The sequence below is a fragment of the Micromonospora sp. CA-240977 genome, assembly GCF_050942285.1.
In the GTDB taxonomy this organism is placed as follows: domain Bacteria; phylum Actinomycetota; class Actinomycetes; order Mycobacteriales; family Micromonosporaceae; genus Micromonospora.
Map to the genome: position 1 here is coordinate 1,893,111 of NZ_CP192055.1, position 24,060 is coordinate 1,917,170.

Here is a 24,060-nt window from a genome sequence, read left to right on the forward strand (position 1 = left end):
ACATGGTGGTGACCGGTGCGACCGGGTTCGGCGGTGGACCCGCCGCGCAACCGGCCGAGGTGGTCCGGGTCAGCGGTGTGAGTCGCACCTTCGGCCGGGGCGAGCACGCCGTACACGCGGTGCAGGACGTCTCGTTCAGTGCCAGTCGGGGTGAGCTGGTCGCCATCCGGGGCCGGTCCGGGGCCGGCAAGACCACCCTGCTGAACCTCATCGGCGGTCTCGACCGGCCGGACAGCGGTCAGGTGGTGGTGGCCGGGCACGAGGTGACAGCGGCCGGCGAGGCGGAACTGCTCCAGCTGCGCCGGGGCACCGTCGGGTTCGTGTTCCAGACCTTCGGGCTGGTGCCGATCCTCTCCGCCGCCGAGAACGTGGGGGTGCCGTTGCGGCTGGCGCAGGTGCCGGCCGCCGAGCGGGAGCAGCGGGTCGCGGTGCTCCTGGAACTGGTCGGCCTGGGCGGACACGCGGCCCAGCGCCCGTACGAGCTCTCCGGTGGGCAGCAACAGCGGGTCGCGGTCGCCCGGGCGCTGGCCAACGAGCCGGATCTGCTCATCGCCGACGAGCCCACTGGTCAGCTCGACTCGGAGACCGGCCGGTCCATCATGGACCTGCTGCGCGCGGTGGTGCACGCGCGCGGCATGACAGCGCTGGTGGCCACGCACGACCCGGCCCTGATCGACCTCGCCGACCGGGTGCTCGTGCTGCGCGACGGTCGCCTGGTCGACGGCTGACGGTCGCGCTTCGGCGGTGGCGGCGCGCGGTGACGGGGGCGGTGGCTGCGGGCTGCGGGTTGCGGCTCCGGCGCCGTGGGTCGTGGATCTCGGTCCGCGCGACCGACGGGGTGTGTTCGCTCCCTGTAGAGCTGCCCCAGATGTGGGGCAGTGGCCGGATGTGGGGCGGCGGTCCGGGTGTGGGGCAGTGGCCGGGGTGTGGGGCACGGCCGGGGTGTGGGGCGGCGGTCCGGGTGTGGGGCAGTGGCCGGGGTGTGGGGCACGGCCGGGGTGTGGGGCGGCGGTCTGGGTGTGGGGCAGTGGCCGGGGTGTGGGGCACGGCCGGGGTGTGGGGCGGCGGTCTGGGTGTGGGGCAGTGGCCGGGGTGTGGGGCGGCGGTCCGGGTGTGGGGCAGTGGCCGGGGTGTGGGGCAGTGGCCGGGGTGTGGGGCACGGCCGGGGTGTGGGGCGGCGGTCTGGGTGTGGGGCAGTGGCCGGGGTGTGGGGCACGGCCGGGGTGTGGGGCAGCAGCGGCCCGGGTGTGGGCGGCGGTCTGGGTGTGGGGCGGTGCCCCAGATGTGGGGCAGCTCTACAGGCTCGCAGGGGCGACTTCGGGACCCGCGGCGCGACCGCGTGGCGCGTGAGGTCGTCCTTCTACTTCGCCTGGTCGGGCCGGTCGTGCCTGGGCCGGTCGCCACCCGTGCGGCCGCTGGGGAGGGCGCCGGCGAGCGGGATCAGCAGGTAGCCCACAAGGGCCAGGAGGAGACCGGCGCCCGGCCCGGTCGACAGCACTTCCTCGTCGACGTAGGGGTCTTCGGCCTCGAAATACCAGTACACCCCGGTGATGCTGCCGCAGGCGAGCACGTTGGAGACGAGCATTCCCAGGCTGGCCTGCCGCCAGACCCAGCGGGCCGGGCCGACGTTGACGAGCGACAGGACAGCGAAGACGGCAGCGATCACCGCGAACGGTAGCGCCCAGCCGAGCTCCTTCGAGCCCGCTGTGACGTCCACCCGATCCGGATAGACGGTGCGCCAGGCGGGCAGCCAGAACGCGACGACGACCAGAAGGACGCCGGCCGTCAGAATCGCCCAGCCCGTCCGCCGCCACGGTGGGCGCGGCGGCGGGCCAGCGGGCATCGTCGGCTCGTCCACGGCAGCGAATGTAGACCGGCCGGCTCGGTTTCCGCTGCCCGCCGGGTGGGTGTACGACGCCTCAGAGCGCCAGCTTCATGCCCTCGTGGCTGGCCACGAAGCCGAGGCCCAGATAGAAGCGGTGCGCGTCCGCACGGGTCTTGTCGGTGGTGAGCTGCACCAGCGCGCAGCCGCGCTGCCGGGCCTGGTCGACGGCCCAGCTCATCAGGTCTCGGCCCAGCCCCTGGCCGCGCCGGTCGGAGCGGACCCGGACCGCCTCGATCAGGGATCGCTCGCTGCCGTGCCGACCGAGGCCGGGGATGTAGGTGATCTGGAGGCAGCCGACCAGTTCGGCGCCCTGCTCGGCCACGATGAGCTGGTTGCGCGGGTCCGCGGTGATGTCCGCGAACGCCTTCTCGTAGGCCTCGTCGACCTCGGTGAAGTCGCGGGCCTTGCCCAGGACGTCGTCGGCGAGCAGGGCGATGACGGCGGGCAGGTCGGCCCGGACCGCCTCCCGGTAGGTCACGTCGGTCATCCGGTGAGCCTGGCACAGCGAACCCGACCGATGGTCCGTGCCACTTGCGGGCAACGGGCAGCATGGGGCGGCATGGAGCCCGTGCTGCTGCCGTTCCGCTGGATATACCGGGCGTTGGTGTGGTTCGCCAACTCGCCCCGCACGCTGATCACCTCGTACCTGTTGATGATCGTGGTGGCCGGGATCATCTACGGGGAGGTTGAGCAGCGCAGCCCGGCCGACGCTGTCTGGTGGGCGGTGGTCACCGCCTCGACCGTCGGGTACGGCGACATCTCACCGACGACCTGGGCGGGCCGTACGCTTGCCGCGTTGCTCATCTCGACAATGGTGCTGCTGGTCATCCCGCTGATCACCGCACACTTCGCGAGCCGGCTCATCGTCGACGACAACGCGTTCGAGCACGAGGAGCAGGAGCAGCTCAAGGCCGACGTGCGCCGGATGCGGGCGCTGCTTGAGGAGTTGGCCACCCGGCAGGGGATCGAGGTGCCTCCGCTGCCGCCGGCCCCGCCGGTCAGCGGGCCGGGCAGCGGAGGCCCTCGCGGGGCACTGTCAGGTCGAGCAGGTACGCGTCGACGGCGTCGGTGATGCAGGACGTCTGTGGGTACGCGGTGTGCCCCTCGCCCTCCCAGGTGAGCACCCGGCCGACGCCCAGCATCGAGGCGAGCCGCGGGGTCTGCTCGTAGGGTGTCGCGGGGTCGCCGGTGGTGCCGACCACCACGATCGGCGGCGCGCCGTTGGCCTTGCCGGTCGGGTACGGGTCGCGCCCACCCGGCCACTCGACGCAGCTCAGCATGCCGACCGCCAGCGCCGGCCCGAACAGCGGATACTTCCCCCGCCAGTCCGCCTGCAACTGCCGGATCTGCTCCCGGCTGGGCTTCTCCGTCTCGTCCGCGCAGTTGATGGCCAGGTTGGCGTCGAACAGGTTCGAGTAATGCCCATCGTCGCCCCGGCCGGCGTACGCGTCGGCGAGCCGGAACACGTCCTTCGGGTCGCCCTTGGCCAGACGGTCGATCGCCTGGGCCAGCTCCTGCCAGCCGGATTCGGTGTAGAGCGAGGAGATGACCGCGTAGAACACCCAGCCGGCGGTGGCTTCCCGTCCGCCGGCGCCGCGTACCGGAGAGACCTTGGCCTTGTCGATGGCCGAGGTGACCGCGGCCCGCGCGTCCGGGGCGATCGGGCAACGGCCGGCGTTCGCCGCGCACCAGCGGGTGAAGTTGGTGAAGGCCCGCTCGAAGCCGCGGGCCTGGCTCTCCGAACCCTCCACCAGCCGCTGCTGCGGGTCGACGGCCCCGTCGAGCACCAGCGCCCGCACCCGCTGCGGGTAGAGCTGGGCGTACGTGGCGCCGAGCAGCGTGCCGTAGGAGTAGCCCAGGTAGGTGAGCTTGTCGTCACCCACCGCGGCGCGCACCGCGTCCATGTCACGGGCAGCCTGCTCGGTGCCGTACAACGGCAACTGGTCCCCGTACCGGTCGCCGCAGCCACGCCCGATCCGCTGGCTCAGACCGACGAAGCCGTCGAACTCCGACTGGCCCGCCGGGTCCGGGTCGAAGCCGAAGCTGGCGTCCAGGTCGGCGTCGGAGATGCACTTCACCGGGCTGGACCGGGAGACCCCGCGCGGGTCGAAACCGACGATGTCGAAGCGCTCGGTGATCGAGGTGGGCAGCCCGCCGAACTGGGGGCCGAACGACAGGTAGACGGCGGTGTCGACGCCGGAGCCGCCCGGGCCGCCCGGGTTGATGACAAGTGAGCCGACCCGGTCGCGCTGTTTCGTCGAGCGGGCCCGCAGCAGGGCGATCTCGAAGGTCTCCCCGGCGCCCGGGCCGGTGCTCGCCCCGCCGCCGGTGCCCCAGTCGCGGGGCACCGCGATCCGGGCACACTCGTAGCGCATGCCCGGCGCGCCGCGCCCGACCAGGTCGTCGGGCACCTCCGGGCAGGGCCGCCAGGTGGGTGCGCTGCCCGTCGGCGCGGCCGCGCCCTCCACCTCGGTGCGGGGTGCGAACGCCGGCAGCGTGCAACCGGCGGTGAGCAGCGCCGCGACGGTGAAGGCGGCCAGCGTGCGACGGACCCGGCGACTGGTCGCCAGCCGAGGCTGATGGGCGGTGCGGATCACGTGCTCCTCCGGGGTCGAGTCGACGGCCAGGCTACGCCGAGCCATTGGCGGCCCGGTCCACGGTGGCCGCCGGGTCACCGCGCAGCACCTGGTCCACATCGAAGCGGATCGGCCGGTCGAGCTGGTCGTAACGGCACGACCGGGGATCGCGGTCCGGACGCCAGCGGACGAACCGTGCGGTGTGCCGGAACCGCTCGCCCTCCATCGCGTCGTAGCCCACCTCGACCACCAGCTCCGGGCGGACCGGCTCCCACTCCAGATTCTTCGTGCCGGTCCACCGGCTCACGCCACCCGGGATGCGTTGACCGCGCTCGTGGTCGCCGTGCACCCACGGGTGCTCGCCGCCGGTGTCCCGGTAGGGGGCCAGCTCGTCGAGCAGCTCGGCGCGACGGGCCATGGTGAACGACGCGCTCACCCCCACGTGGTGCAGGACCCCGGCGTCGTCGTACAGACCGAGCAGCAGCGAACCCACCACCGGGCCGGACTTGTGCCAGCGGAAGCCGGCCACCACCGCGTCCGCGGTGCGGGCGTGCTTGACCTTGAACATCAGCCGCTTGCCGGGCTCGTACGGCAGGTCGGCCGGCTTGACGATCAGCCCGTCCAGCCCGGCGCCCTCGAAGACGTCGAACCAACGGCGGGCGGTGTCGGGATCGGTGGTGACCTGGGTGACGTGCACGGGCGGACGCACCCCGGCCAGCGCCTCGACCAACCGCTTCCGGCGCAGCGGGTAGGGCTGGTCGAGCAGCGCCTCGTCACCGATCGCCAGCAGGTCGAACGCGACGAAATCGGCAGGTGTGGTCTCGGCCAGCAGCTGCACCCGGGACGCGGCCGGGTGGATGCGCTGGGCCAGCAACTCGAAATCCAACCGGGGCTGGCCGCTCGGCCCGTCGCGCCGGATGACGATCAACTCACCGTCGACCGCGCACCGCTCGGGCAACTGCCGGCGGGCCTGCTCGACCACCTCCGGGAAATAGCGGGTCATCGACTTGCCGCCCCGGCTGGCCAGCTCGACCTCGTCGCCGTCGCGGAACACGATGCACCGGAACCCGTCCCACTTGGGCTCGTAGGTCATGCCGGACGCGGTGGGGAGTTTGGCGACACTCTTGGCAAGCATCGGCTCGACCGGAGGATTGATCGGCAGGTCCACGGCGCCAGTCAATCAGACGGCACCGACAGCCGTGAGGCAGATCACCCTGGGTGCCGGGGTGGCGTGTCCGCCCACGCGCCGCTCGTCCCGACCGGGCGAATCGGATAACCGCAGGTCAGAGCTACTTTCGCGAGGTGTCCGAGTGGGTCTGTGACTGCTGCGGGCGGTGGCGGGTGAGCGTCGAGCTGATCCGGGGCCGCTACCGCTACCGGCTGACCCGCCGCTACCCGCAGCGGTTCGGTGGCGGCCGGAACGTGCTCGGCGAGGTCGGTTCGGTGAGTGAGCTGGAGGAACTGCTGCGGCTGCGTACCCCCCTGAGCCTGGCCGACCTCCGCGAAGCCGCCTGATCCCGCCGAGGTTGCGCGGGGGTGTCACGATCCACTCGGCGGCCTCGTCCGCACCCGTGGGCGGTGCGCGACGGCGCCCGCCGGGGAGGGGACGTGATGCGGTTCGAGGCCACGACGGAGATCGCCGCCGACATCGAGCGGGTCTGGGCGGTGCTTGTCGACGTGGAGCGCTGGCCGGAGTGGACGGCATCGGTGTCCCGGGTCGAGCGGGGAGAACCGGGGCCACTCGCCGTCGGCGCGACCGCCCGGTTGACCCAACCGAAGCTGCGGCCGGCGGTGTGGCGGGTCACCGAGCTGACCGAGGGACGGGAGTTCACCTGGGTCTCCGACACCCCCGGGGTACGCACCGGTGGGGAGCACCGACTGTTGCCGCTGCCCGACGGGCACACCCGGGTCGAGCTGGCCATCGTCCAGTCCGGGGCGCTGGCCGGCCTGATCGGCCGGCTGTACGGCGGCCTGCTCCGGCGCTACCTGCGCCTGGAGGCCGACGGGCTCAAGCGCCGGTGCGAGCAGTTGCCGAGCTGAGGTACCCGGAGGTGGGGCGCCGGCTCTGCGCCGGACGGTGACCGCTCAGTACCGTGCGAACGAGCGGATCGGGGCACGTGGACCGTACTTCGGCGCCCGGAGGCCGGCAGCGCCCAGCAGCAGACAGACCCGACCCCGGTGCCCCCGGAACGGCTCCAACAGGGCCAACATCCGGGCGTCGTCGCCCCTCGGCTCGCCGGCGAGCGCCCAGGCCACCGTGTTCGGGACGTGGTAGTCGCCGACGCTCACCGCGTCCGGGTCCCCGTACGCCACCCGGACCACCTCGGCGGCCGTCCACGGCCCGATGCCCGGGATGGCGGTGAGCCGACGGGTGGCGTCGGCGGCGTCGGTGCTGCGCTCCAACCGGTCGGCGAGCGCGGCGACGCGACGCAGCGTGTCGGCCCGACGTTGCTCCACGCCGAACGGGTGGAACACCCAGTACGGGGTGGCCGCCACCGCGGCGGCCTCGGGCGGCAGCAGCAGCGACGGCAACGGGCCGGGGGCCGGCTCCTCGAAGTGCCGCACTGTCGCCGCGTACGCCCGGTACGCCTCCTTGACGGTGACCTTCTGCTCGAAGACCACGCGCAGCAGCCGGGGGAAGACCTGCCCGGTGCGAGGCATCCGCAGCCCCCGGTGCTCCCGGGCCAGCCGGGCCACCAGCGGGTGCGCCCCGGCCAGCTCCGCGAAGCCGGTCAGGTCGTCGTGCAGCCCGGCGATCGCGTCGGCCCGCGCCACCACGTGCGCGGCGCCCGGCCCGTAGCCCTCGGCGAGCAGGTCGCCATCGGCCAGCCGCAGCGCCAGGGTGGCCGGCCCGTCCGGGGTGCGGGTGGCCCACCAGAAGGTGCCGCCGACGACGCGTGCGCAGGGGTCGTACGGGGTGAAGGTCAGCGCCCGGACCGAGGCCGCCAGCCGGTAGCCGACCGGCGGGCGCAGCACCCGGGTCGCGGCGGGTTCGGTGTCGGTCACCCCGCCACTCTGCCAGGTCGCGGCCTGGTCACGACCACCGCAGGCCCGCACGGGCACGACGGTGGCCGGTCGCGCCCTCCCCGGCTGCGACCGGCCACCGTGCTTCCGTGGCGTCTGGGATCAGTACGAGTAGCCCGAGCCCCCGGCGTCGCTGGCGCCGCTGTCCGCGGGCGGCGCGACCGCCTTCGGCGTGGAGGTGGGCAGGCAGCTGAGGTTCTTCTTGCCGTCCGGCTGGACCACGAACCAGGTCCCACCAACGGCCTGGCCCTTCCACTGGCCGGGCTTCTTGTCGCCGATGTAGCGGTAGACCGGCCAGCCGCCGACGGTGAGCTGACGGGTGCCGTCCTGGCGGGTCACGCTGCTGACCTTGTCGTCGGAGACGCCGGTGAGCTGCGGGTTGCCGTCGGTCAGCGCCGGGGGCCACACCTCGGCGCACTTGTCGACGCAGTTCGACGACGGCGGGTCGGCGGTGTCCTTGTCGAAGCGGTACAGGATCCAGCCGTCCTGGTCGGTGACCACCTTGCCCATTCGGGCGACGCTCTTGCCGACCAGCTTCTCGGTCAGGTCGACGTTCGCGGGCGGCGCGTCGGCGGCTGGCGCCTCCGCGGACGCCGACGCCTCGGCCTCAACCGACGCGCTGGGCTCGGCCGCGGCGACGGCGACCGGCTCGGCCGCGCTCGAGTTCGCCCCGTCGTAACCTGCGGGAGCGCAGGCCGTTAGTGCGACCATCGCGCTCGCGACGATGACGGTCCGCTTCATCTGTGCCACGTGCCCTCCTCATTCTCGGCAGTTCACCCATAGGTACGGGAGGCAGGCTGTCAAGGTTGAAGTAGTAACAGTGGTCAATTTCACGCGAATTGATTGAACCGATTCGAGCGGGAATGCGTACGCCCCCGATGCGGGACTTCTCCGCAAACGACAGATCGGCGCCGGCCATTGTCGCCATGGCCGGCGCCGATCCGTACGCGAGACTACATCGGTAGCGTGACCAGCGGACTCGCCACACCATTGGCGTCCACCGACTGCACCTGGAGCTGCTTGATGTCCTCCACCGGAGCCGACGTCGACGCGCTCAACTCCAGACCCTGCGGTCGAATGCTGGTGCCGTAGCCGCCGTCCGGCACCGACCAGCTCGAAATGACCTCGGTGCTGGCGTTCTTCCGCACCACCACCAACCGGCAGGTGCGCGGGCCGGGCAGCTTCCGCAGGCTGAAATTGATCCGCGTGCCGTACTCCCGCTTCACAAGGAACATGGTGGTCTGCACACCGGTCGTCGGGTCGGTGGCCTCGACCTGGTCGCCCTCCTCCTCGGTGCCGCCGACACCGGGGCCGCTCGGCGGGGCCGTCGGCCCGCTCGTCGCCGGGTCGGCCGGCGTGCTCGGCGTCGCACCGGCGAGCGGCGGCGCCGGGTCGCTGCTGCCGGTCACGCTGACGAAGCCGTACCCGCTCAGACCGCCGAAGACCACCACCGCGGCGGCCGTCGCGAGCATCTGACGAAACCTGCTCCGCCGCCGGTCGGCCCGGACCGCGCCCAGCGTCCGGTTCAGCAGCGCCGGGTCGGTCGCCGTCTGCTCCAGCGCCATCATCGTCTCGCCGTCGATGTCGGACAGCAGCCCGACCACCGGCACCATCGTCTCCAACTCGGCCGCGCACGCCCAGCAGGTGGCGAGATGCTCCTCGAACCGCTCAGTGTCCTGCTCGTCGAGCACACCGAGCGCGTACGCCGCGACGTCCATGTGGTCCGGCCGGCTCATTCTGTCACCCCCCGCTCCTGCAGAGCCGTGCGCAGCGCGCGCAGCGCGTAGTAGACCCTCGACTTGGCGGTGCCGAGCGGCAGCCCCAACTCCTCGGCGGCCTCCGGCACCGTCCGCCCCCGGAAGTACGTCGAGATCAGGATCTCCCGGTGCGACTGACTGAGCGTACGCAGCGCGTCCGCCACCGTCATGGTCCGCAGCACCCGGTCGGTGCTGTCCGCCTCGGCGAACGCGGTGAGGTCCCGGTCGTACGTCTCCGGCGGCCGCGCCTCCTGGCTGCGGTGCTCGTCGATGGCGATCCGACGGGCCACCGTGACCAGCCACGGCCGTAGCGACCCCTGCCCCTGCGTGCCCAGGCGGTGCGCGTTCCGCCAGGCCCGCAGCAGCGTCTCCTGGACGATGTCCTCTGCGCGCTGCCGGTCCCCCCCGGTGAGGCGCATGACGAACATCAGCAACGGGCCGGCGTGCTCGGCGTAGAGCTGACGGATCAACTGGTCGGAGTGGCTGGCCTCGGTTGTCGTCGCCTGATGGCGTCCGGGCGCCGGTCGCGGCGTCACCGGACCATTCTGGCGAGACGTCGCGTGCGCGTCGACCCCCCGGGCAGACGACGTCGGCCGTGACGAGGACCGCGCCGACATCCAGTCGGCGCCTACCACGTCGCCATGCCAACCGGCCGCCACCGCGTGCATGCAGACCTCCGGGGTGTCCGTAACCATCGCCGGCCCACGAAGCGGGCCGCCCGGTGGTACGCAGCGCCGCCCCGAGCGGATCAACAAACGGCGAAAAAGTTCTGCGGAGCCGTCGGGTGGACGGTCAGCGGCGGACGGAGAACAGGCCCGGTGGTGGCGGATCGGAACCGGTGGCGTCCGCGTCGTGGACCACCTGCGCGCCGCTGGCGAAGCGGTCCAACTCGTCGCCGGCCACCACCCGGCCGGGGAACCAGTCGCCGGCGGCGCGCCGGGTCAGCTCCGGCACCGGCGGTGTGGACCGTCCGGCGACAAGCACCAGGTTTCCGTACCGGCGGCCCCGCAACACCGCCGCGTCGCTGACCAGACAGGCCTGCGGCAACACCGAGCGGACCGTGGCGACCTGCCCACGTGCGTGCCGCAGCGGCGGGCCGTCGGCCAGGTTCGCCAGGTACCAGCCCGCGGGGCGGAGCACCCGGGCCACCTCGGCCGCGTACTCCACCGAGGTGAGGTGAGCCGGGGTACGGGCACCGGCGAACACGTCGGCGACCACCACGTCGTAACTGGCGTCCCGGGTGGCGGTCAACACGGCCCGCGCATCCTCCACGCGGACCCGCAGCCGGGCGTCGGACGGCCACGGCAGCACCCTGCGGACCAACTCCACGAGCGCGCCGTCCACCTCGGCCACCCGCTGGGTGGAGCCGGGCCGGGTGACCGACACGTAGCGGGGCAGGGTCAGGGCGCCGCCACCCAGATGCAGCACCCGCAGCGGCGCACCGGCCGGTGCGACAAGGTCCACCGCGGCGGCCAGCCGCCGCACGTACTCGAACTCCAGATGCGTCGGGTCGGTCAGGTCGACGTGCGACTGCGGCGCGCCGTCCAGCAGCAGCGTCCACGAGCCGGCCCGGTCCGGGTCCGGAACCAGCTCGGCCTGCCCGGTGTCGACCTGCTCGACCACCCGGTCGGCCGCCCGCTTACGTCCCATCCCGACAAGTATCCGCTGTCAACGGGCCGCGCGGGCCGCGGCGGTCAACGCGCGGTGCAGCAGCCGGGAGTCGCCGAGCAGGGCACGCAGCCGGCGCTCCAGCCCGGCGATCGGGATCAGGTTCTGGGGGGCCCGCGGGTCCTTGTACGGGGTGGAGGCGAAGCGGGGCAGGGTGGCCAGCGACAGGTCGGCCAGCTCGATCGCCGCCTCGACGGGCAGGTCGGCCGAACACTCCACCCGGACGATGCCCGCCCACGGGGCGCCGATCGCCACCGGCAGCCGCAAATACCACGACCAGCCGCCCCAGGCGGTGCCCAGCCGGAACACCGGGGACCGCTCACCCGACGCCAGGCCGGTCACCACCGCCGTCAGCCGGGCATCCAGGTACTGGCTGTGTTGGGTCTTGATGTAGCCGAGCGTGCGCGGCAGCTGCCGGCGACTGCGCAGCGGGCCGTCCACCACCAGCAGGTCGCCGTCGACCCGGGCGGCGTCGGACACCGCCACCTCCAGCGCGGTCAGCGGGCCCTGCACGGCGGCTGGCAGCTTCGCCAGTTCGCCGGTGCCACCCACCCGGTGCACCGGGTAGCGGATCGCGCCGGCCACCACGTCCTGGGCCGACGGGCTCGCCGTGAACAGCCCCCGACCGACCCGGGTGCCGGCCAACTGCGCCGCACCCCGGCCCAGGTCACACCGGACCACCCCGGCCGCGTACGAGGCGGCCAGACCGGGAAACGACAGGCCGTCGGTCTCCGCCGTCCAGATGCTCGCGTCGATCCGGCGGACCCCGTCGACAAGCAGCACCACGTCGGGTGGCCGCACCCCGGGGCGTACCCCGATCGCCCGCCAGTCCACAGCGGGCAGCTCCACGTCCGCGTCGACCTGCGCGCTGCTCGGCGCGGCCGGACCGGCGGCCGACGCCTCGAACGACGCCCCGTACGCCGGATCCCACGAGTCGACGAAGAACGCCGCGTCGCTCACCGCGCCCGCCCTTCGTTCGCGACCGCGGGGCCCCGCCGCGCCGCACTCCTCGCGCTCACCGGCCCGTCCGCTCCACGCGCGCCGAACGCGCGTCCTTGCGCACCTCGAAGCGGACCGGGATCCGTTCGGCCAGCGCCGGCACGTGGGTGACCACGCCGACCATCCGGTCGCCCCGGGCGGCCAGATTTTCCAACGTGGCGGCGACCGTGTCCAGGGTCGCCGCGTCGAGCGTGCCGAAGCCCTCATCCAGGACGATCGACTCCAGGCTCGCCGCCGTTGTCGACATCCCGGCCAGCTGCTCGGAGAGCGCCAACGCCAACGCCAGCGACGCCTGGAACGTCTCACCGCCGGAGAGGGTGCGCACCCCCCGGCGCAGCCCCGCGTCGTGGTGGTCGACCACGACGAACTCACCCTTGTCGTGCACCAGCTCGTACTGGCCGGAGGAGAGCTCCCGCAGGATCCCCGACGCCCCGTCCACAAGCAGGTCCAACGCCTCGGCCAGCAACCACCGTTCGAAGTTGTTGGCCCGCAGGTGCCCGGCGAGCGCGCGCGCCACCTGCGCCTCCCGCTCGTGCCCGGCCCGCTGCTCGCGCAACGTGCCGGCCTGCTCCCGGCGCTCGGCCAGCCGGCGTCGGTCGGCGTCGGCCCGCTCCACCGCCACCGTCGCCGCGTGCACCGGATCGTCGCCGACCGGCACGTCGGCGTCGGCGAAGATGCCGGCGATGCGCCGCTGCACCGCGTCGGCCACCGACTCGGCCTCGGCGACCGCGGCGGCCCGGCTCGCCCGGTCGGCGCGGCGACGATCCGCCTCGGTGGTCGCCCAACCGGTCAACGTGGACCAGGCCACCGCCACGTCGTCCCGATCGGTCACCGGCGGGCCGAACCGCGCCAACCCGTCCCGGGACGTGTCGAAGGCCCGCCACGCGGCCCGCAGCCGCTCCTCGGCGGCATCCACCCCGGCGCGGGCCTGGCGCGCGGCGTCCCGGCCGGCCCGCACCGCGCTCGCCGCCTCCTCCAGTGCGCGCCGCAACCGGGCGTGCTCGGCCAACTCCCGGCGCAACACGGCCGGCTCGGCCGCGCCGGCGAGCTGCCCGTCCAACTCGGCCAGTCGGGCGTCCACCTGCTCCTGCCGGGCCCGCGCCTGCACCAGCAGCCGTTCCTGGTCACGCGCTGCCGCGTCGCGTTGCTGCACCGTCGCCTGCGCGGCCTTGGTCGCGGCCCGCGCCGCCTTGCCCGCCGCCGTCGCCGCCGCCACCGCCGAATCGGCCGGCACCGCCGGCACCCGCGCCACCGGCTGCTCGCAGACCGGGCAGGCCGCGCCGGCATGCAGGTGCACCCGCAGGCTGACCGCCAGGTCGGTGGCCTTCGCCTCCTCGTGCGCCCGGAAGGCCGCCTCCAGCTCGGCCTCGGCCCGCTCGGCCTCCGTGCGGGCCGCCGCCAGCGCGGCCACCGCCGCGGCGTGCTCGTCGTTCGCCGCGCGCACCGCGGCGCGGACCGTGTCGGCCTCGCCGGACAACCGGTCCCGATCGTCGTACGCCCGCAGTTGCAGCCGCAGGGCGCTCTCGTCACCGGCGGCGGCCAGCTCGCCGCGCAGCTTCTCCTCCCGCTCCTCGGCCAACGACACAGCGGTCGCCGCGGCCTCGGCGTCGGCCCGCGCCGCGGTGACCGCGCGGGCCACCTCGGCCACCCCGGCGGGCGCGCGTACCCCGGTCAGGACGGTCAGCTCGTCGTCGAGAGCGGTGAGCGCCGCCGCCGCCTCCCGGGCGGCCGAGCGGGCCGCCGCCAGCTCCGGCACCGCGGCGGTCACCTCGCCGGCCAGCTCGGCCATCCGGTCGACCCGCGCGTCGGCCTCGGCCAACGCCTCGTCGTCCACGCCGGTCAGCCCGGCGAGCACCTGGTCGACCGCCTCCAGTCGGGCCTCCGCCTGCGCGGCGCGCGCCGTCGCCTTCTTCTGCACATCCTCGTAGACCCCGAGGCCGAGCAGGTTGACCAGGATCTGCTGCCGGGTCGCCGGCTTGGCGTGCAGGAAGTCCGCGAACTGCCCCTGCGGCAGCACCACGCAGCTGGTGAACTGCTCGTACGGCAGCCCGACCGCCTCCAGCACCGCCTGCTCCATCTCGGCGGGGGTGCCGGCGACCACCTCGCCGAGGTCGTCCGGGCTCAACCCGGTGTCGAGTTTGGTCACGTCGAAGCCGGCCGGCATCAGCTGCAGGCCGGCGTTCGCGGTCTTCACGTTGCCCCGGCCGTCGCGGCGGACCACCCGGGTGGCGACATAGCGGGCCCCACCGGACTCGAAGACCAACCGCACCCGGGCCTCGGTCGCCGACGGCGCGAGCGCGTTGGCCAACCCCCGCGGGCCGCCCCAGCGGGGCACCATGCCGTAGAGGGCGAAACAGATGGCGTCCAGCACCGTGGACTTGCCCGAACCGGTCGGACCGATCAGGGCGAAGAAGTCGGCGTCGGTGAAGTCGACTGTGGTGTCGTCCCGGAAGACCGTGAACCCGGCCATGTCCAACCGCATCGGACGCATCAGTGCTCGACCTCCTCGAAGAGCTCGTCGAACAGTTCCCGGACGCCCTCGTCGGCGTGGCCCCGGCTGTCCAGGTAGTCGGCGAACAACTCCCGCGGCGAACGCCCCGAGCGCTGCGCGATGCGGGCACCGCTGCCCGGCGCGGTCAGCAGCTCCGGGTCGATCCGGATCTCCAGCGCCCGGGGGAGCAGCTCCTGCACCTCCTCGCGCAGGCCGGCGCGGGGTTGCTCCCGCACGTACACCCGCAACCAGGCGTCCGGCGCCTCGATCTCGGCGAGCTGGGCCAGGGTGCCCCGCACCGTGCGCAGCGCGCTCGCCGCGGTCACCGGCACCTCCCGCACCCGGGCGGCGGTGCTGGCCGTCACCTCGACCAGCGTGACCGAGGGGACGTTTTCCTGCTCACCGAAGTCGACAGCCAGCGGGCTGCCGCTGTAGCGCACCGGGCAGGGGCCGATGACCCGCTGCGCCCGGTGCAGGTGGCCCAGCGCCACGTAGTGCGCGGTGGCCGGGAAGACGGTGGCCGGGACGGCGTAGCCCAGCACCGTGTGCGCGTCGCGTTCGCCGCCACCGGTGGTCGCGCCGGTCACCGTGAGGTGCGCGGTGACCAGGTGCACCCGGTCCGGTTCGGTGAAACCCTCGGTGAGTCGCCCCAGCACCCGGCCCAGGTGGTCGGCGTACGTCTGGTTGGTCTCCGCGGCGGTCAGGTCGTACATCTCCAGGGCGCGCACCGCGTACCGCTGGGACAGGAATGGCAGCGCGGCCAGCCGCCACCGCTCACCGCCGGCGGTGGTGCCGTCGATCACGTGCTCGTCGGGATCTTCCCGCACCCCGCCGCGCAGCGTGATGCCGGCGGCGTCAGCCCACGGACGCAGCGCGTCCAGCGCGGGACCGTTGTCGTGGTTGCCGCCGATCGCGACCACGTCCGCGCCGGTGCGGCGCAGCGCGGTCAACGCCCGGGTGACCAGGCGGGTCGCCTCCGAGCTGGGCGCGGCGGTGTCGTAGAGGTCGCCGGCGACGATCACCAGATCCGGCTGCTCGGCGCGGGCGATGTCGATCACCCCGGCCAGCACGGCCTTGTGCTCCTCGGCCCGGGACTGTCCCTTGAGCACCTTTCCCACGTGCCAGTCGGAGGTGTGCAGGATCTTCATGGCTGTGCCGGCCCCTACCTAGAACGGGATGTCGTCGTCGCTGCTGCCGCCGCCGGAGCCCACCACGGCGAACGGGTCGGCGGACTGGGTGATCGAGCGCAACGTCTCCGATGGCGCCCGGCCCGCCTCGGAGACCCGGGTGGCCCAGGCCGGGAACGGAAACTCCAGGCAGAGCGGCACCGGAATGTCCGGCTGGTTGACGAACATCGTGCCCGGCTTGGCCAGCAGCGCCCGCTGCCGCTGCGCCGGCGGGAGGAAACCGTACTCCGGGCGGGAGGCCTCGGCCGGGTCGAGCCGGCCGACCACCCGGATCGCCGAGTTGGTGACGATGCGCCGCTCCACCTCACTCGCCGTCTGCTGCGCGCCGATCAGGATCACCCCGAGCGAGCGGCCCCGCTCGGCGATGTCGAGCAGCACCTCCTTGATCGGGGAGGAGCCCTCCCGGGGGGCGTACTTGTTGAGCTCGTCGAGGACGACGAAGAGCAGCGGCTTGGCGGTGCCCGACTTCTCCTTGCGCTCGAACTCGCTCTTCAGCGTCACACCCACCACGAACCGCTGCGCGCGGTCCGGAAGGTTGTGCAGGTCGACCACCGTCACCTGCGCCGACTCGCTGGTGTTGATCGAGTGCGGGCGGCGGGTGGCCAGGTCGCCACGGATCAGCCGGGCGAGGTCCTTCTTGCTGCCGATCAGCCGCCGGGCGAACGCGTTGACGGTGCCCAGACCGACAGCGCTGCCCGCCCAGTCGGAGCGGGTCTCGTCGTCGTTGAGCTGGTCGACGATGTGGTCGACAAGGTCGCCGTAGGAGCCGAGCCGCACCCCGTCGATGCTCACCCCGCCGTCGGCCGGCTGGGCGTAACGCGCCAGGTGCGCGGCCACCGAGTGGACCACCATCGTGTACTGCTGGCGTTCGTCGTCGGCGTCGGCGAAGACGTACGGCAGCAGGCGGTCGGTGCAGAACTCGCTGAGCGTCCAGTAGAACGAGTCCACCCCGGTGAGCCGGCTGCTCACGTCCGGCGTGCCGGCCGCGTCACCGACCCGGGGCGGGGCGTACACCCGCACGTCGGGGAAGGCGCCGGCGCTCAGCCCGAGCTTCGCGTACGCCGCGCGGGTCGGCTCGTCGAGGCGGGTGTTGGGATGGTCGAGGAAGAGCAGGTCCTCGCCCTTGACGTTGAAGATCAGCGCCTTGGCGTTCACCGCGTCGCCGCCCAGCACACCGGAGCGGAAGACCGAGTAGAGCAGGAAGGTCGCGAAGCTGGTCTTGGTGGCGACACCGGAGATGCCGGAGATGGAGACGTGCGCGCCCCGGCTGCCGTCGAGGAAGTCGGCGTTGAGATAGACCGGAACGCCGTCCCGGCCCATCCCCATCGGGATGCGTCGTTCCATCCGGTCGAAGTGCAGCGCCCGCGCCCGCGCGTCGCCCTCGGCCCGGTGCACCACCGCGCCCGGGGTCGGCGGCACGTACAGCTCCGGATCGACCCGGGTGGTGGTGACCTCGGCCGCCTCCTGCACCATCGCCGGCAGCGTGCCGTCGGCGATGGCGAACACGTCCGAGTCGAACTGGGCGCCCTCGTGCCGGGCGCGGACCTGGGTGACCACCCCGGCGATCGTCACCGGCTCCCGGTCCGGCAGCTCCCGCCGGGTGACCACGACGTCGTCGAGCTGGAGGTAGCTGCCGGGCGCCACGGCCGTCCAGAACTGCAACGGAGTGGCGTCGGCGGTGCCCAGCACCCGCCCGACCGCCTCGCCCGGACTGTCGAGGTCGGCGTCGGTCATCGGGCGACTCGGGTCGATCGGGCATCACGGTCGGCGCGCATGCTGTGCATCCTGCCCGAGGAGTACGACAGGTCGCCACGCGACGCGGCGGACGACACCATGCGCCGTCCGGCTCCTGACGCTGGGTGCCCGGCCGAGGACAGCGCGTCGCGCAATCCACCTCGCGGCCGACGAACCGTACGGCGACGTGCGGGTGTGGGCCGGCGCTCCCGGATCGGGTGGGCCGCCCGGCGCCGTGCTGACCGACTGAACCCGCCCGGGTCAGCCGCGGGCGTGGCGGAGCATGAGGACACCGTCCTCGGCGGCGAGCACGTGCCGCAGCGGCAGGTGTCGGGGCGGTGCGGCGTCGCCGGCGGTGATCCGGCCCGGCCCGGGTCCCGCCAGCAGCGGCGAGACGGTGAGGCACAGCTCGTCCACCAGGTCGGCGGCGGTGAGCGCGCCGAACAGGTGCGGGCCGCCCTCGCAGAGCAGTTGGGTCAGCCCGCGTCGGTGCAGTTCGGCGAGGCCGGCGGCGAGGTCGACCCGGTCGGTGCCGCAGCGCAGCAGGTCGGCGACGTCGGTCAGGCCGGGTGGTGGCTCGGCCTTGGCGTGGGTGAGCACGATCGGTCGGGTCGGCGCGTCGGCGAAGGCGGCCTGCGCCGGATCCAGGTCGAGCGCGGCGGAGACGACCACCAGCGTGGGGTACTCGACCAACCCGTTGTCGCGACGCCAGGCGCGGCGACGCTCGTCGAGGCGGACCGCCCGGTAACCCTCGTGGCGCAGCGTGCCGGCGGCCACCACGAGCGCGTCACAGACCATCCGGAGCACGCCGAACACCCGCTTGTCCGGCTGGCCGGAGAGCCCGGCGGAGTAGCCGTCCACGCTGACCGCGCCGTCCAGGCTGGTGACGAAGTTGACCCGTAGTCGGGGCTCGGCCACGCGGTGGTAGAGGTCGGTCAGCGCGGTGTCGTCGAGTGGCTGCGTCGACGGCTCGGGCCAGAGCCGCCGGATCGGGATTCCGACGGTCATTCGCCGGCCGGACCGGTGACCGGAGGGGTCGGTTCGGCGGTACGGTGCTGGCAGTCGCACCAGTTCCGGCCCGGGCACTCGTCGTGTCGCCGGGCCCGGCACGCTCGGCAGATCATGCTGGCAGCCTAAGCCGCGGGAGGACAGGACAGCATGCCGCGTCAGATCTTCCAGCTGAAGATGTCCCTGGCCGGCGTCCGCCCGCCGGTGTGGCGGCGGGTGCTCGTGCCGGCCGGCTACACGCTGGACCGGCTGCACCGGGTGGCGCAGCACGCGATGGGTTGGCGGGACTGCCACCTGCACTCGTTCGAGATCGACGCCGTGCAGTACGGCGAGCCCGATCCGGACGGGGAGTTGGCGCTGCACGACGAGCTGGACGTGCGGCTGGACGCGGTGCTGGGCAAGGGCAGCCGGTTCTCCTACACGTACGACTTCGGCGACTGGTGGGAGCACGACCTGGTCGTGGAGGACGCGTTGACGGCGGACCCCGATGAGCGGTACCCGGTCTGCCTGGACGGCGACCGGGCCTGCCCGCCGGAGGGTGTCGGCGGGCCGCCGGGCTACCAGGCGCTCCTTGTCGCGTTGGCCGACGAGGGCGACCCGGTCGATTCGCGGCACGCGACGCTGCGCGACTGGGCGGGCGCCACCTTCGACCCGTCCCGCTTCGACCCGGACCGCGCGACCACCCTGCTCCGCCGCTTCTCCTGACCCCCCACTCTCGCCTTTCGTGGTTGACCATATGGGTTGCGTCAGCAGCGGTACGGTTCCCCACCGAAACCTCTTGATCACGGGCGGTGAGGGGGTGCGGGCGGGGTGAAAAGGGGGCGTTTTTGGGGTACGGATTCCGGGCTAGCTGGGCGGTAACGATCTGGGAACGCTCCCAACGTCCTATTGACACCCCCGTTACCTGTCGGCAATCTCATGGGAGCGCTCCCGGAGGTGGCATGGGTCACTCGCACACCCTGGCGTGGCGCGATGAGCACACCCCCACCACACACATCAGCCTCACCACCGGAAAGAGGGGTCAGCGAATGAGTGTCACCACGCGGCGTACCCGCCTGGCGGCCGCTGCCCTGGCCGCGATCACCGCGGTCAGCGGTCTCGCAGCCTGTGGCAACGACGACGACAAGCCGGCGGCCGGCGAGAAGCCGGCCAAGCTGGTCGTCGACACGTTCGGCGAGTTCGGCTACGAAGAGCTCGTCAAGCAGTACGAGAAGGACACCGGCATCAAGGTCGAGCTGCGCAAGACCGCGCAGCTCGCCGAGTACCGGCCGAAGCTGGTCCGCTACCTCGCCACCGGCAAGGGCGCCGCGGACGTCACCGCCCTGGAAGAGGGCATTCTCAACGAGTTCAAGACCAACCCGCGCAACTGGACCGACCTCAACCCGCTGATCGCGGACCACTCCAAGGAGTACCTGCCCTGGAAGTGGGAGCTGGGCAAGTCGCAGGACGGCCGGCTGGTCGGCCTGCCGACCGACGTCGGCAGCCTCGCGGTCTGCTACCGCAAGGACCTGTTCCAGGCGGCCGGCCTGCCCACCGAGCGCGACCAGGTGTCGGCGCTCTGGCCGGACTGGAAGGGCTTCCACGACGCCGGTCTGAAGTACAAGCAGGGCAGCGGCGGCAAGGCGTTCATCGACTCGATCACCGCCGTCTCCAACGGCGTGATGTTCCAGGGCAACGGTGATCTGTTCTACGACAAGGAGAACAACATCATCGCGGACACCAGCCCCGCGGTGAAGAACGCCTGGGAGACCGCCACCGGGATGGCCGACATCTCCGCCAAGGCGCAGACCTGGTCGCCGGAGTGGTCGGGTGGTTTCAAGCAGGGCACCTTCGCGGCGACCTTCTGCCCGTCCTGGATGCTCGGCATCGTCTCGGAGAACTCCGGCGCGGCCAACAAGGGCAAGTGGGACGTCGCGGCAGTTCCGGGTGGCGGCGGTAACTGGGGTGGCTCGTGGCTCGCGGTTCCGGAGCAGAGCAAGTACCCGAAGGAGGCGGCGAAGCTCGCCGAGTACCTGACCAACGCCAAGAGCCAGGTGGAGGCCTTCAAGGCCAAGGGCCCGCTGCCCACCAACCTGGAGGCGCTGAAGAACGAGGCGTTCACCAGCTACACCAACGAGTACTTCAGCGGTGCGCCGACCGGCAAGATCTTCGGCGAGAGCGTTGCCAAGATCCAGCCGACCCACCTGGGCCCGAAGCACCAGGCGATCAAGGAGAACGCGCTCGAGCCGGCTCTGCGGGCGTTCGAGAACGGGCGGGCCGACAAGGCGAAGGCCTGGGAGCAGTTCACGAAGGACGCAAAGACTCAGGGTGCCTTCTGAGTGATTCCCTGCCGGTGGCGTTCGGGGGTTCCCGGACGCCACCGGCCGGTCCCCTCCGCGTAGCGCCCTGCGCGAGGGCCCCCGGGCCTCGCCGGAAAAGGAAATTCGCATGAGCCTGTCGGCCACGACGGCACCGCCGTCGCCAGCAGCACCGCCTTCTCCCGACGTCTCTTCCCGACGTAGCCGGGCAAGGTTATTAAACCGCCTCGATGTCAAGTACTCGCCGTACCTCTACATCGCCCCGTTCTTCGTGATCTTCGGCGTGTTCGGGTTGTACCCGATGGTGCGTACCGCCTGGATGTCACTGCACGACTGGGACATGATCGGCGACCACACGTTCATCGGCTTCGACAACTACACCCGACTGTTCTCCGACGAGTACTTCTGGAACGCGCTGGTCAACACGTTCGGCATCTTCGCCCTGTCGACCATCCCGCAGCTGTTGCTCGCCCTCTTCCTGGCGAACCTGCTCAACCGGACCTTCCTGCGTGCCAAGACCTTCTTCCGGATGGCCATCTTCATGCCGAACGTGGTGTCGGTGGCCGCGGTCGCGATCGTCTTCGGAATGCTGTTCCAGCGGGAGTTCGGTCTGTTCAACTGGCTGCTCAGCCTGGTCGGTGTCGACCCGGTCGACTGGGACGGACAGCGGTGGAGTTCCTGGTTCGCCATCTCCTCGATGGTCAACTGGCGGTGGACGGGGTACAACACCCTGATCCTGCTCGCCGGCATGCAGGCGATCCCGAAGGACCTCTACGAGGCCGCGGCCATCGACGGCGCGAGCCAGTGGCGGCAGTTCTGGCAGATCACCCTGCCGATGCTCAAGCCCACCTTCATCTTCGTGGTCATCCTGTCCACGATCGGCGGGATGCAGCTCTTCACCGAGCCCCTGCTCTTCGGCAACGGCAGCATCATCGGCGGCAACCAGCGGGAGTTCCAGACGCTGGCCATGTACATGTACGAGATGGGCATCTCGAACCTCAACACCGCCGGCTACGGAGCCGCAGTCGCCTGGGCGATCTTCATGATCATCGTCGTGGTGTCGCTGTTCAACTTCCTACTCGTCCGCCGCTCGGCGAAGTGAGGAGAGATCGATGATCTCGGCTTCCCAGCGCCTGTGGCGCACCAGCCCGCTGACCTATGTGGCGCTCGTCCTGGCGGCGCTGCTGTCGATCTACCCCTTCTATTACATGATCGTGATCGGCACTCGCAGCCTGGAGTCCATCAACGACGTGCCGCCGCCGCTGACGCCCGGCGGGGCGTTCGGTGACAACTTCGGGCGGGTGCTCGACAACGACGCCGCGAACTTCCTCACCGGCATGATGAACTCGATCATCGTCTCCTCGGTGGTCACCCTGTCGGTGGTGCTCACCGGTTCGCTTGCCGGGTTCGCCTTCGCCAAACTGCGGTTCCGGGGCAGCAACGCCCTCCTGCTGGCGATCATCGTCACCATGATGATCCCGACCCAGATGGGGCTCATCCCGCTCTGGGGCATGATGCAGGACCTGGGCTGGTACGACACCCTCTACGCGGTCACCGTGCCGTTCCTGGTGAGCGCCTTCGGCGTGTTCATGATGCGGCAGTACGCCAGCCAGGCGATCTCCGACGAGCTGATCGAGGCCGGTCGGGTCGACGGGGCGAGCACGTTCCGGATCTACTGGAGCATCGTGCTGCCCGCGCTGCGCCCCGCCGCCGGTGTTCTCGGTCTGCTGACCTTCATGGAGACCTGGAACTCGTTCCTCTGGCCGTACGCCATCCTCACCCCGGAGAACCCGACCCTTCAGGTCTCGCTCTCCTTCCTCTCGTACGCCTACTACACCGATTACTCCCAGGTGTTCGCCGCCACGGCGATCGGCACCATCCCCCTGGTGATCGTTTTCCTCGTGTTCGGCCGCCAGATCATTGGCGGGATCATGGAAGGTGCCGTCAAGTCGTGAGCAACCCCGCCAGCCCACCCGCCGTTGATGTCCTCGACGAGCGCCCCGGGCTGACCTTCCCACCCGGATTCCTGTGGGGAGCCGCGACCGCGGCGTACCAGATCGAGGGGGCGGCGGCCGAGGACGGCCGTACCCCGTCGATCTGGGACACCTTCAGCCACACCGACGGTCGGGTCGTCGCCGGGCACACCGGCGACGTCGCCTGCGACCACTACCACCGGCTCGGCGGCGACGTCGCGCTGATGGCCGAGCTGGGCCTGAAGTCGTACCGTTTCTCGGTCTCCTGGTCCCGGGTGCAGCCCGGCGGCACCGGCGCGGCCAACCCGCAGGGGTTGGACTTCTACCGGCGTCTGGTCGACGAGCTGCTGGCCAACGGCATCGAGCCGTGGCTCACCCTCTACCACTGGGACCTGCCGCAGCCCCTGGAGGACGCCGGCGGCTGGCCGGCCCGGGACACCGCGGCCCGCTTCGCCGACTACACGACGCTGGTGGCCGACGCGCTCGGTGACCGGGTGCGGTACTGGACCACGTTGAACGAGCCGTGGTGCTCGGCGTTCCTCGGCTACGGCTCCGGTGTGCACGCACCCGGCCGCACCGACGGCGCCGACGCGGTTCGCGCCGGGCACCACCTGATGCTCGGTCACGGCCTGGCCGTGCAGGCGTTGCGGGCCTCCCGGCCGGCCGCCGAGGTGGGCGTGACGGTCAACCTCTACCCGGTCGACCCGGCCACCGACGCCCCGGCGGACGTGGACGCCGCCCGGCGGATCGACGGGCTGGCCAACCGGTTCTTCCTCGACCCGCTGCTGCGCGGGTCGTACCCGGAGGACCTGGTGGCCGACCTCGCCACGGTGACCGACTTCGGCCACGTGCGCGAGGGCGACCTGGCGACCATCTCCACGCCGCTGGACCTGGTCGGGGTCAACTACTACAGCCGGCACGTGGTCGCCGCGGCGGCCGAGGGCGCCGCTGTCGATTCGGCTCCCTCGTGCTGGCCGGGCAGCGAGGACGTCCGGTTCGTCACCCGGGGCGTCCCGGTGACCGACATGGGCTGGGAGATCGACGCCCCGGGCCTGACCGAGACGCTGCGTCGGGTGCACGAGTACACCAACCTGCCGCTCTACGTCACCGAGAACGGTTCCGCGTTCGTCGACTCGGTGGTCGACGGGGAGGTCGACGACGTCGACCGGCTGGCCTACTTCGACGCCCACCTGCGCGCCGCGCACGAGGCGATCGACGCCGGAGTGCCTCTGCGGGGATACTTTGCCTGGTCGTTGATGGATAATTTCGAATGGGCCTGGGGTTACACCAAGCGGTTCGGCATGATCCACGTCGATTACGACAGCCAGGTCCGCACCCCCAAGTCCAGCGCCAAGTGGTACGCCTCGGTGATCCGGCGCAACGGTCTGGCCGCACAATAGGCTCGGGCCAGCCACCAGGACGGTCCTGGCGTCCACCTCTCGCAGGTGGCGCCGGGTCCGC

At 72.1% G+C, this 24,060-nt stretch carries 23 protein-coding genes; 9 read left to right on the forward strand and 14 right to left on the reverse strand.

Annotation, left to right across the window (positions count from 1 at the left end):
* The first annotated feature begins 2 nt into the window (after positions 1–2).
* Positions 3–728, forward strand: coding sequence for an ABC transporter ATP-binding protein (locus ACQPWW_RS08840; RefSeq protein ID WP_433134225.1), 726 nt, complete (start codon positions 3–5; stop codon positions 726–728).
* Positions 729–1,360: 632 nt separating this feature from the next.
* Here the strand turns inward: ACQPWW_RS08840 and ACQPWW_RS08845 are convergent.
* Positions 1,361–1,858, reverse strand: coding sequence for a hypothetical protein (locus tag ACQPWW_RS08845; protein WP_433130916.1), 498 nt, complete (start codon positions 1,856–1,858; stop codon positions 1,361–1,363).
* Positions 1,859–1,919: 61 nt separating this feature from the next.
* Complete coding sequence (locus ACQPWW_RS08850) at positions 1,920–2,372, reverse strand: N-acetyltransferase family protein (protein ID WP_433130918.1); 453 nt, start codon at positions 2,370–2,372, stop codon at positions 1,920–1,922.
* A 72-nt stretch (positions 2,373–2,444) separates the two neighbouring features.
* Between ACQPWW_RS08850 and ACQPWW_RS08855 the strand changes: the two genes are divergently transcribed.
* Positions 2,445–2,957 (forward strand): potassium channel family protein, encoded by a 513-nt coding sequence (locus tag ACQPWW_RS08855; protein WP_433130920.1) that lies wholly within the window; start codon positions 2,445–2,447, stop codon positions 2,955–2,957.
* On the opposite strand, the gene ACQPWW_RS08860 is transcribed toward ACQPWW_RS08855, so the two are convergent.
* Both ACQPWW_RS08860 and ACQPWW_RS08865 read right to left on the reverse strand, forming a co-directional pair.
* The gene (locus ACQPWW_RS08860; protein ID WP_433130922.1) at positions 2,884–4,527 is read right to left on the reverse strand and encodes an alpha/beta hydrolase; all 1,644 of its coding nucleotides are present in this window, start codon (positions 4,525–4,527) and stop codon (positions 2,884–2,886) included. The genes ACQPWW_RS08855 and ACQPWW_RS08860 overlap by 74 nt on opposite strands.
* Complete coding sequence (locus tag ACQPWW_RS08865; RefSeq protein WP_433130924.1) at positions 4,514–5,629, reverse strand: ATP-dependent DNA ligase; 1,116 nt, start codon at positions 5,627–5,629, stop codon at positions 4,514–4,516. Before ACQPWW_RS08865 ends, ACQPWW_RS08860 begins: the two co-directional genes overlap by 14 nt.
* Before the next feature lie 134 nt (positions 5,630–5,763).
* On the opposite strand from ACQPWW_RS08865, the gene ACQPWW_RS08870 reads away from it, so the two are divergent.
* Together ACQPWW_RS08870 and ACQPWW_RS08875 are read left to right on the forward strand one after the other, a co-directional pair.
* On the forward strand, positions 5,764–5,976 hold the full coding sequence (locus tag ACQPWW_RS08870) for a hypothetical protein (RefSeq protein ID WP_433130926.1): 213 nt from the start codon (positions 5,764–5,766) through the stop codon (positions 5,974–5,976).
* Between the two features lie 96 nt (positions 5,977–6,072).
* Positions 6,073–6,501 (forward strand): SRPBCC family protein, encoded by a 429-nt coding sequence (locus tag ACQPWW_RS08875; RefSeq protein ID WP_433134227.1) that lies wholly within the window; start codon positions 6,073–6,075, stop codon positions 6,499–6,501.
* Between the two features lie 45 nt (positions 6,502–6,546).
* Here ACQPWW_RS08875 and ACQPWW_RS08880 read toward each other — a convergent pair whose 3' ends face one another.
* The 10 genes from ACQPWW_RS08880 to ACQPWW_RS08925 all read right to left on the reverse strand — a co-directional run bounded on the left by ACQPWW_RS08880 (position 6,547) and on the right by ACQPWW_RS08925 (position 18,329).
* Entirely contained in the window at positions 6,547–7,467 is a 921-nt protein-coding gene (locus ACQPWW_RS08880; protein ID WP_433130928.1) for a DNA-3-methyladenine glycosylase family protein, read from the reverse strand.
* Positions 7,468–7,587: 120 nt separating this feature from the next.
* Positions 7,588–8,235 carry a hypothetical protein gene (locus tag ACQPWW_RS08885; protein ID WP_433130930.1) on the reverse strand — a complete coding sequence of 216 codons (648 nt, stop codon included), beginning with the start codon at positions 8,233–8,235 and terminating at the stop codon, positions 7,588–7,590.
* Positions 8,236–8,438: 203 nt separating this feature from the next.
* Positions 8,439–9,221, reverse strand: a complete 783-nt coding sequence (locus ACQPWW_RS08890; protein WP_433130932.1) for a zf-HC2 domain-containing protein — start codon at positions 9,219–9,221, stop codon at positions 8,439–8,441.
* Entirely contained in the window at positions 9,218–9,910 is a 693-nt protein-coding gene (locus ACQPWW_RS08895; protein WP_355029379.1) for a sigma-70 family RNA polymerase sigma factor, read from the reverse strand. The genes ACQPWW_RS08890 and ACQPWW_RS08895 overlap by 4 nt, the downstream gene beginning before the upstream one ends.
* Positions 9,911–10,034: 124 nt before the next feature.
* On the reverse strand, positions 10,035–10,892 hold the full coding sequence (locus ACQPWW_RS08900) for a spermidine synthase (protein ID WP_433130934.1): 858 nt from the start codon (positions 10,890–10,892) through the stop codon (positions 10,035–10,037).
* Between the two features lie 18 nt (positions 10,893–10,910).
* Positions 10,911–11,870, reverse strand: coding sequence for a hypothetical protein (locus ACQPWW_RS08905; RefSeq protein WP_433130936.1), 960 nt, complete (start codon positions 11,868–11,870; stop codon positions 10,911–10,913).
* Positions 11,871–11,925: 55 nt separating this feature from the next.
* Positions 11,926–14,400 (reverse strand): AAA family ATPase, encoded by a 2,475-nt coding sequence (locus ACQPWW_RS08910; RefSeq protein ID WP_433130938.1) that lies wholly within the window; start codon positions 14,398–14,400, stop codon positions 11,926–11,928.
* The gene (locus tag ACQPWW_RS08915) at positions 14,400–15,548 is read right to left on the reverse strand and encodes an exonuclease SbcCD subunit D (RefSeq protein WP_433130940.1); all 1,149 of its coding nucleotides are present in this window, start codon (positions 15,546–15,548) and stop codon (positions 14,400–14,402) included. Before ACQPWW_RS08915 ends, ACQPWW_RS08910 begins: the two co-directional genes overlap by 1 nt.
* Positions 15,549–15,566: 18 nt before the next feature.
* Complete coding sequence (locus ACQPWW_RS08920) at positions 15,567–17,321, reverse strand: ATP-binding protein (protein WP_433130942.1); 1,755 nt, start codon at positions 17,319–17,321, stop codon at positions 15,567–15,569.
* A gap of 261 nt (positions 17,322–17,582) precedes the next feature.
* Positions 17,583–18,329 (reverse strand): pyrimidine reductase family protein, encoded by a 747-nt coding sequence (locus ACQPWW_RS08925; RefSeq protein WP_433130944.1) that lies wholly within the window; start codon positions 18,327–18,329, stop codon positions 17,583–17,585.
* A gap of 150 nt (positions 18,330–18,479) precedes the next feature.
* On the opposite strand from ACQPWW_RS08925, the gene ACQPWW_RS08930 reads away from it, so the two are divergent.
* The 5 genes from ACQPWW_RS08930 (at position 18,480) to ACQPWW_RS08950 (ending at position 23,999) form a co-directional block, all read left to right on the forward strand.
* The gene (locus ACQPWW_RS08930) at positions 18,480–19,034 is read left to right on the forward strand and encodes a plasmid pRiA4b ORF-3 family protein (protein ID WP_433130946.1); all 555 of its coding nucleotides are present in this window, start codon (positions 18,480–18,482) and stop codon (positions 19,032–19,034) included.
* Positions 19,035–19,357: 323 nt separating this feature from the next.
* Positions 19,358–20,647 (forward strand): ABC transporter substrate-binding protein, encoded by a 1,290-nt coding sequence (locus ACQPWW_RS08935; protein ID WP_433130948.1) that lies wholly within the window; start codon positions 19,358–19,360, stop codon positions 20,645–20,647.
* 109 nt (positions 20,648–20,756) lie between these two features.
* Entirely contained in the window at positions 20,757–21,728 is a 972-nt protein-coding gene (locus ACQPWW_RS08940; RefSeq protein WP_433130950.1) for a carbohydrate ABC transporter permease, read from the forward strand.
* Positions 21,729–21,738: 10 nt separating this feature from the next.
* Positions 21,739–22,581, forward strand: coding sequence for a carbohydrate ABC transporter permease (locus tag ACQPWW_RS08945; RefSeq protein ID WP_433130952.1), 843 nt, complete (start codon positions 21,739–21,741; stop codon positions 22,579–22,581).
* The gene (locus ACQPWW_RS08950) at positions 22,578–23,999 is read left to right on the forward strand and encodes a GH1 family beta-glucosidase (RefSeq protein WP_433130954.1); all 1,422 of its coding nucleotides are present in this window, start codon (positions 22,578–22,580) and stop codon (positions 23,997–23,999) included. The genes ACQPWW_RS08945 and ACQPWW_RS08950 overlap by 4 nt, the downstream gene beginning before the upstream one ends.
* Positions 24,000–24,060 lie beyond the last annotated feature (61 nt).

Bases quoted from the DNA above. Each gene is read 5' to 3' on its own strand.
- ACQPWW_RS08840 (WP_433134225.1), top strand. From the start codon at position 3: ATGGTGGTGACCGGTGCGACCGGGTTCGGCGGTGGACCCGCCGCGCAA.
- ACQPWW_RS08850 (WP_433130918.1), bottom strand. From the start codon at position 2,372: ATGACCGACGTGACCTACCGGGAGGCGGTCCGGGCCGACCTGCCCGCC.
- ACQPWW_RS08855 (WP_433130920.1), top strand. From the start codon at position 2,445: ATGGAGCCCGTGCTGCTGCCGTTCCGCTGGATATACCGGGCGTTGGTG.
- ACQPWW_RS08860 (WP_433130922.1), bottom strand. From the start codon at position 4,527: ATGGCTCGGCGTAGCCTGGCCGTCGACTCGACCCCGGAGGAGCACGTG.
- ACQPWW_RS08875 (WP_433134227.1), top strand. From the start codon at position 6,073: ATGCGGTTCGAGGCCACGACGGAGATCGCCGCCGACATCGAGCGGGTC.
- ACQPWW_RS08890 (WP_433130932.1), bottom strand. From the start codon at position 9,221: ATGAGCCGGCCGGACCACATGGACGTCGCGGCGTACGCGCTCGGTGTG.
- ACQPWW_RS08895 (WP_355029379.1), bottom strand. From the start codon at position 9,910: ATGCACGCGGTGGCGGCCGGTTGGCATGGCGACGTGGTAGGCGCCGAC.
- ACQPWW_RS08900 (WP_433130934.1), bottom strand. From the start codon at position 10,892: ATGGGACGTAAGCGGGCGGCCGACCGGGTGGTCGAGCAGGTCGACACC.
- ACQPWW_RS08910 (WP_433130938.1), bottom strand. From the start codon at position 14,400: ATGCGTCCGATGCGGTTGGACATGGCCGGGTTCACGGTCTTCCGGGAC.
- ACQPWW_RS08915 (WP_433130940.1), bottom strand. From the start codon at position 15,548: ATGAAGATCCTGCACACCTCCGACTGGCACGTGGGAAAGGTGCTCAAG.
- ACQPWW_RS08920 (WP_433130942.1), bottom strand. From the start codon at position 17,321: ATGACCGACGCCGACCTCGACAGTCCGGGCGAGGCGGTCGGGCGGGTG.
- ACQPWW_RS08925 (WP_433130944.1), bottom strand. From the start codon at position 18,329: ATGACCGTCGGAATCCCGATCCGGCGGCTCTGGCCCGAGCCGTCGACG.
- ACQPWW_RS08930 (WP_433130946.1), top strand. From the start codon at position 18,480: ATGCCGCGTCAGATCTTCCAGCTGAAGATGTCCCTGGCCGGCGTCCGC.
- ACQPWW_RS08935 (WP_433130948.1), top strand. From the start codon at position 19,358: ATGAGTGTCACCACGCGGCGTACCCGCCTGGCGGCCGCTGCCCTGGCC.
- ACQPWW_RS08940 (WP_433130950.1), top strand. From the start codon at position 20,757: ATGAGCCTGTCGGCCACGACGGCACCGCCGTCGCCAGCAGCACCGCCT.
- ACQPWW_RS08945 (WP_433130952.1), top strand. From the start codon at position 21,739: ATGATCTCGGCTTCCCAGCGCCTGTGGCGCACCAGCCCGCTGACCTAT.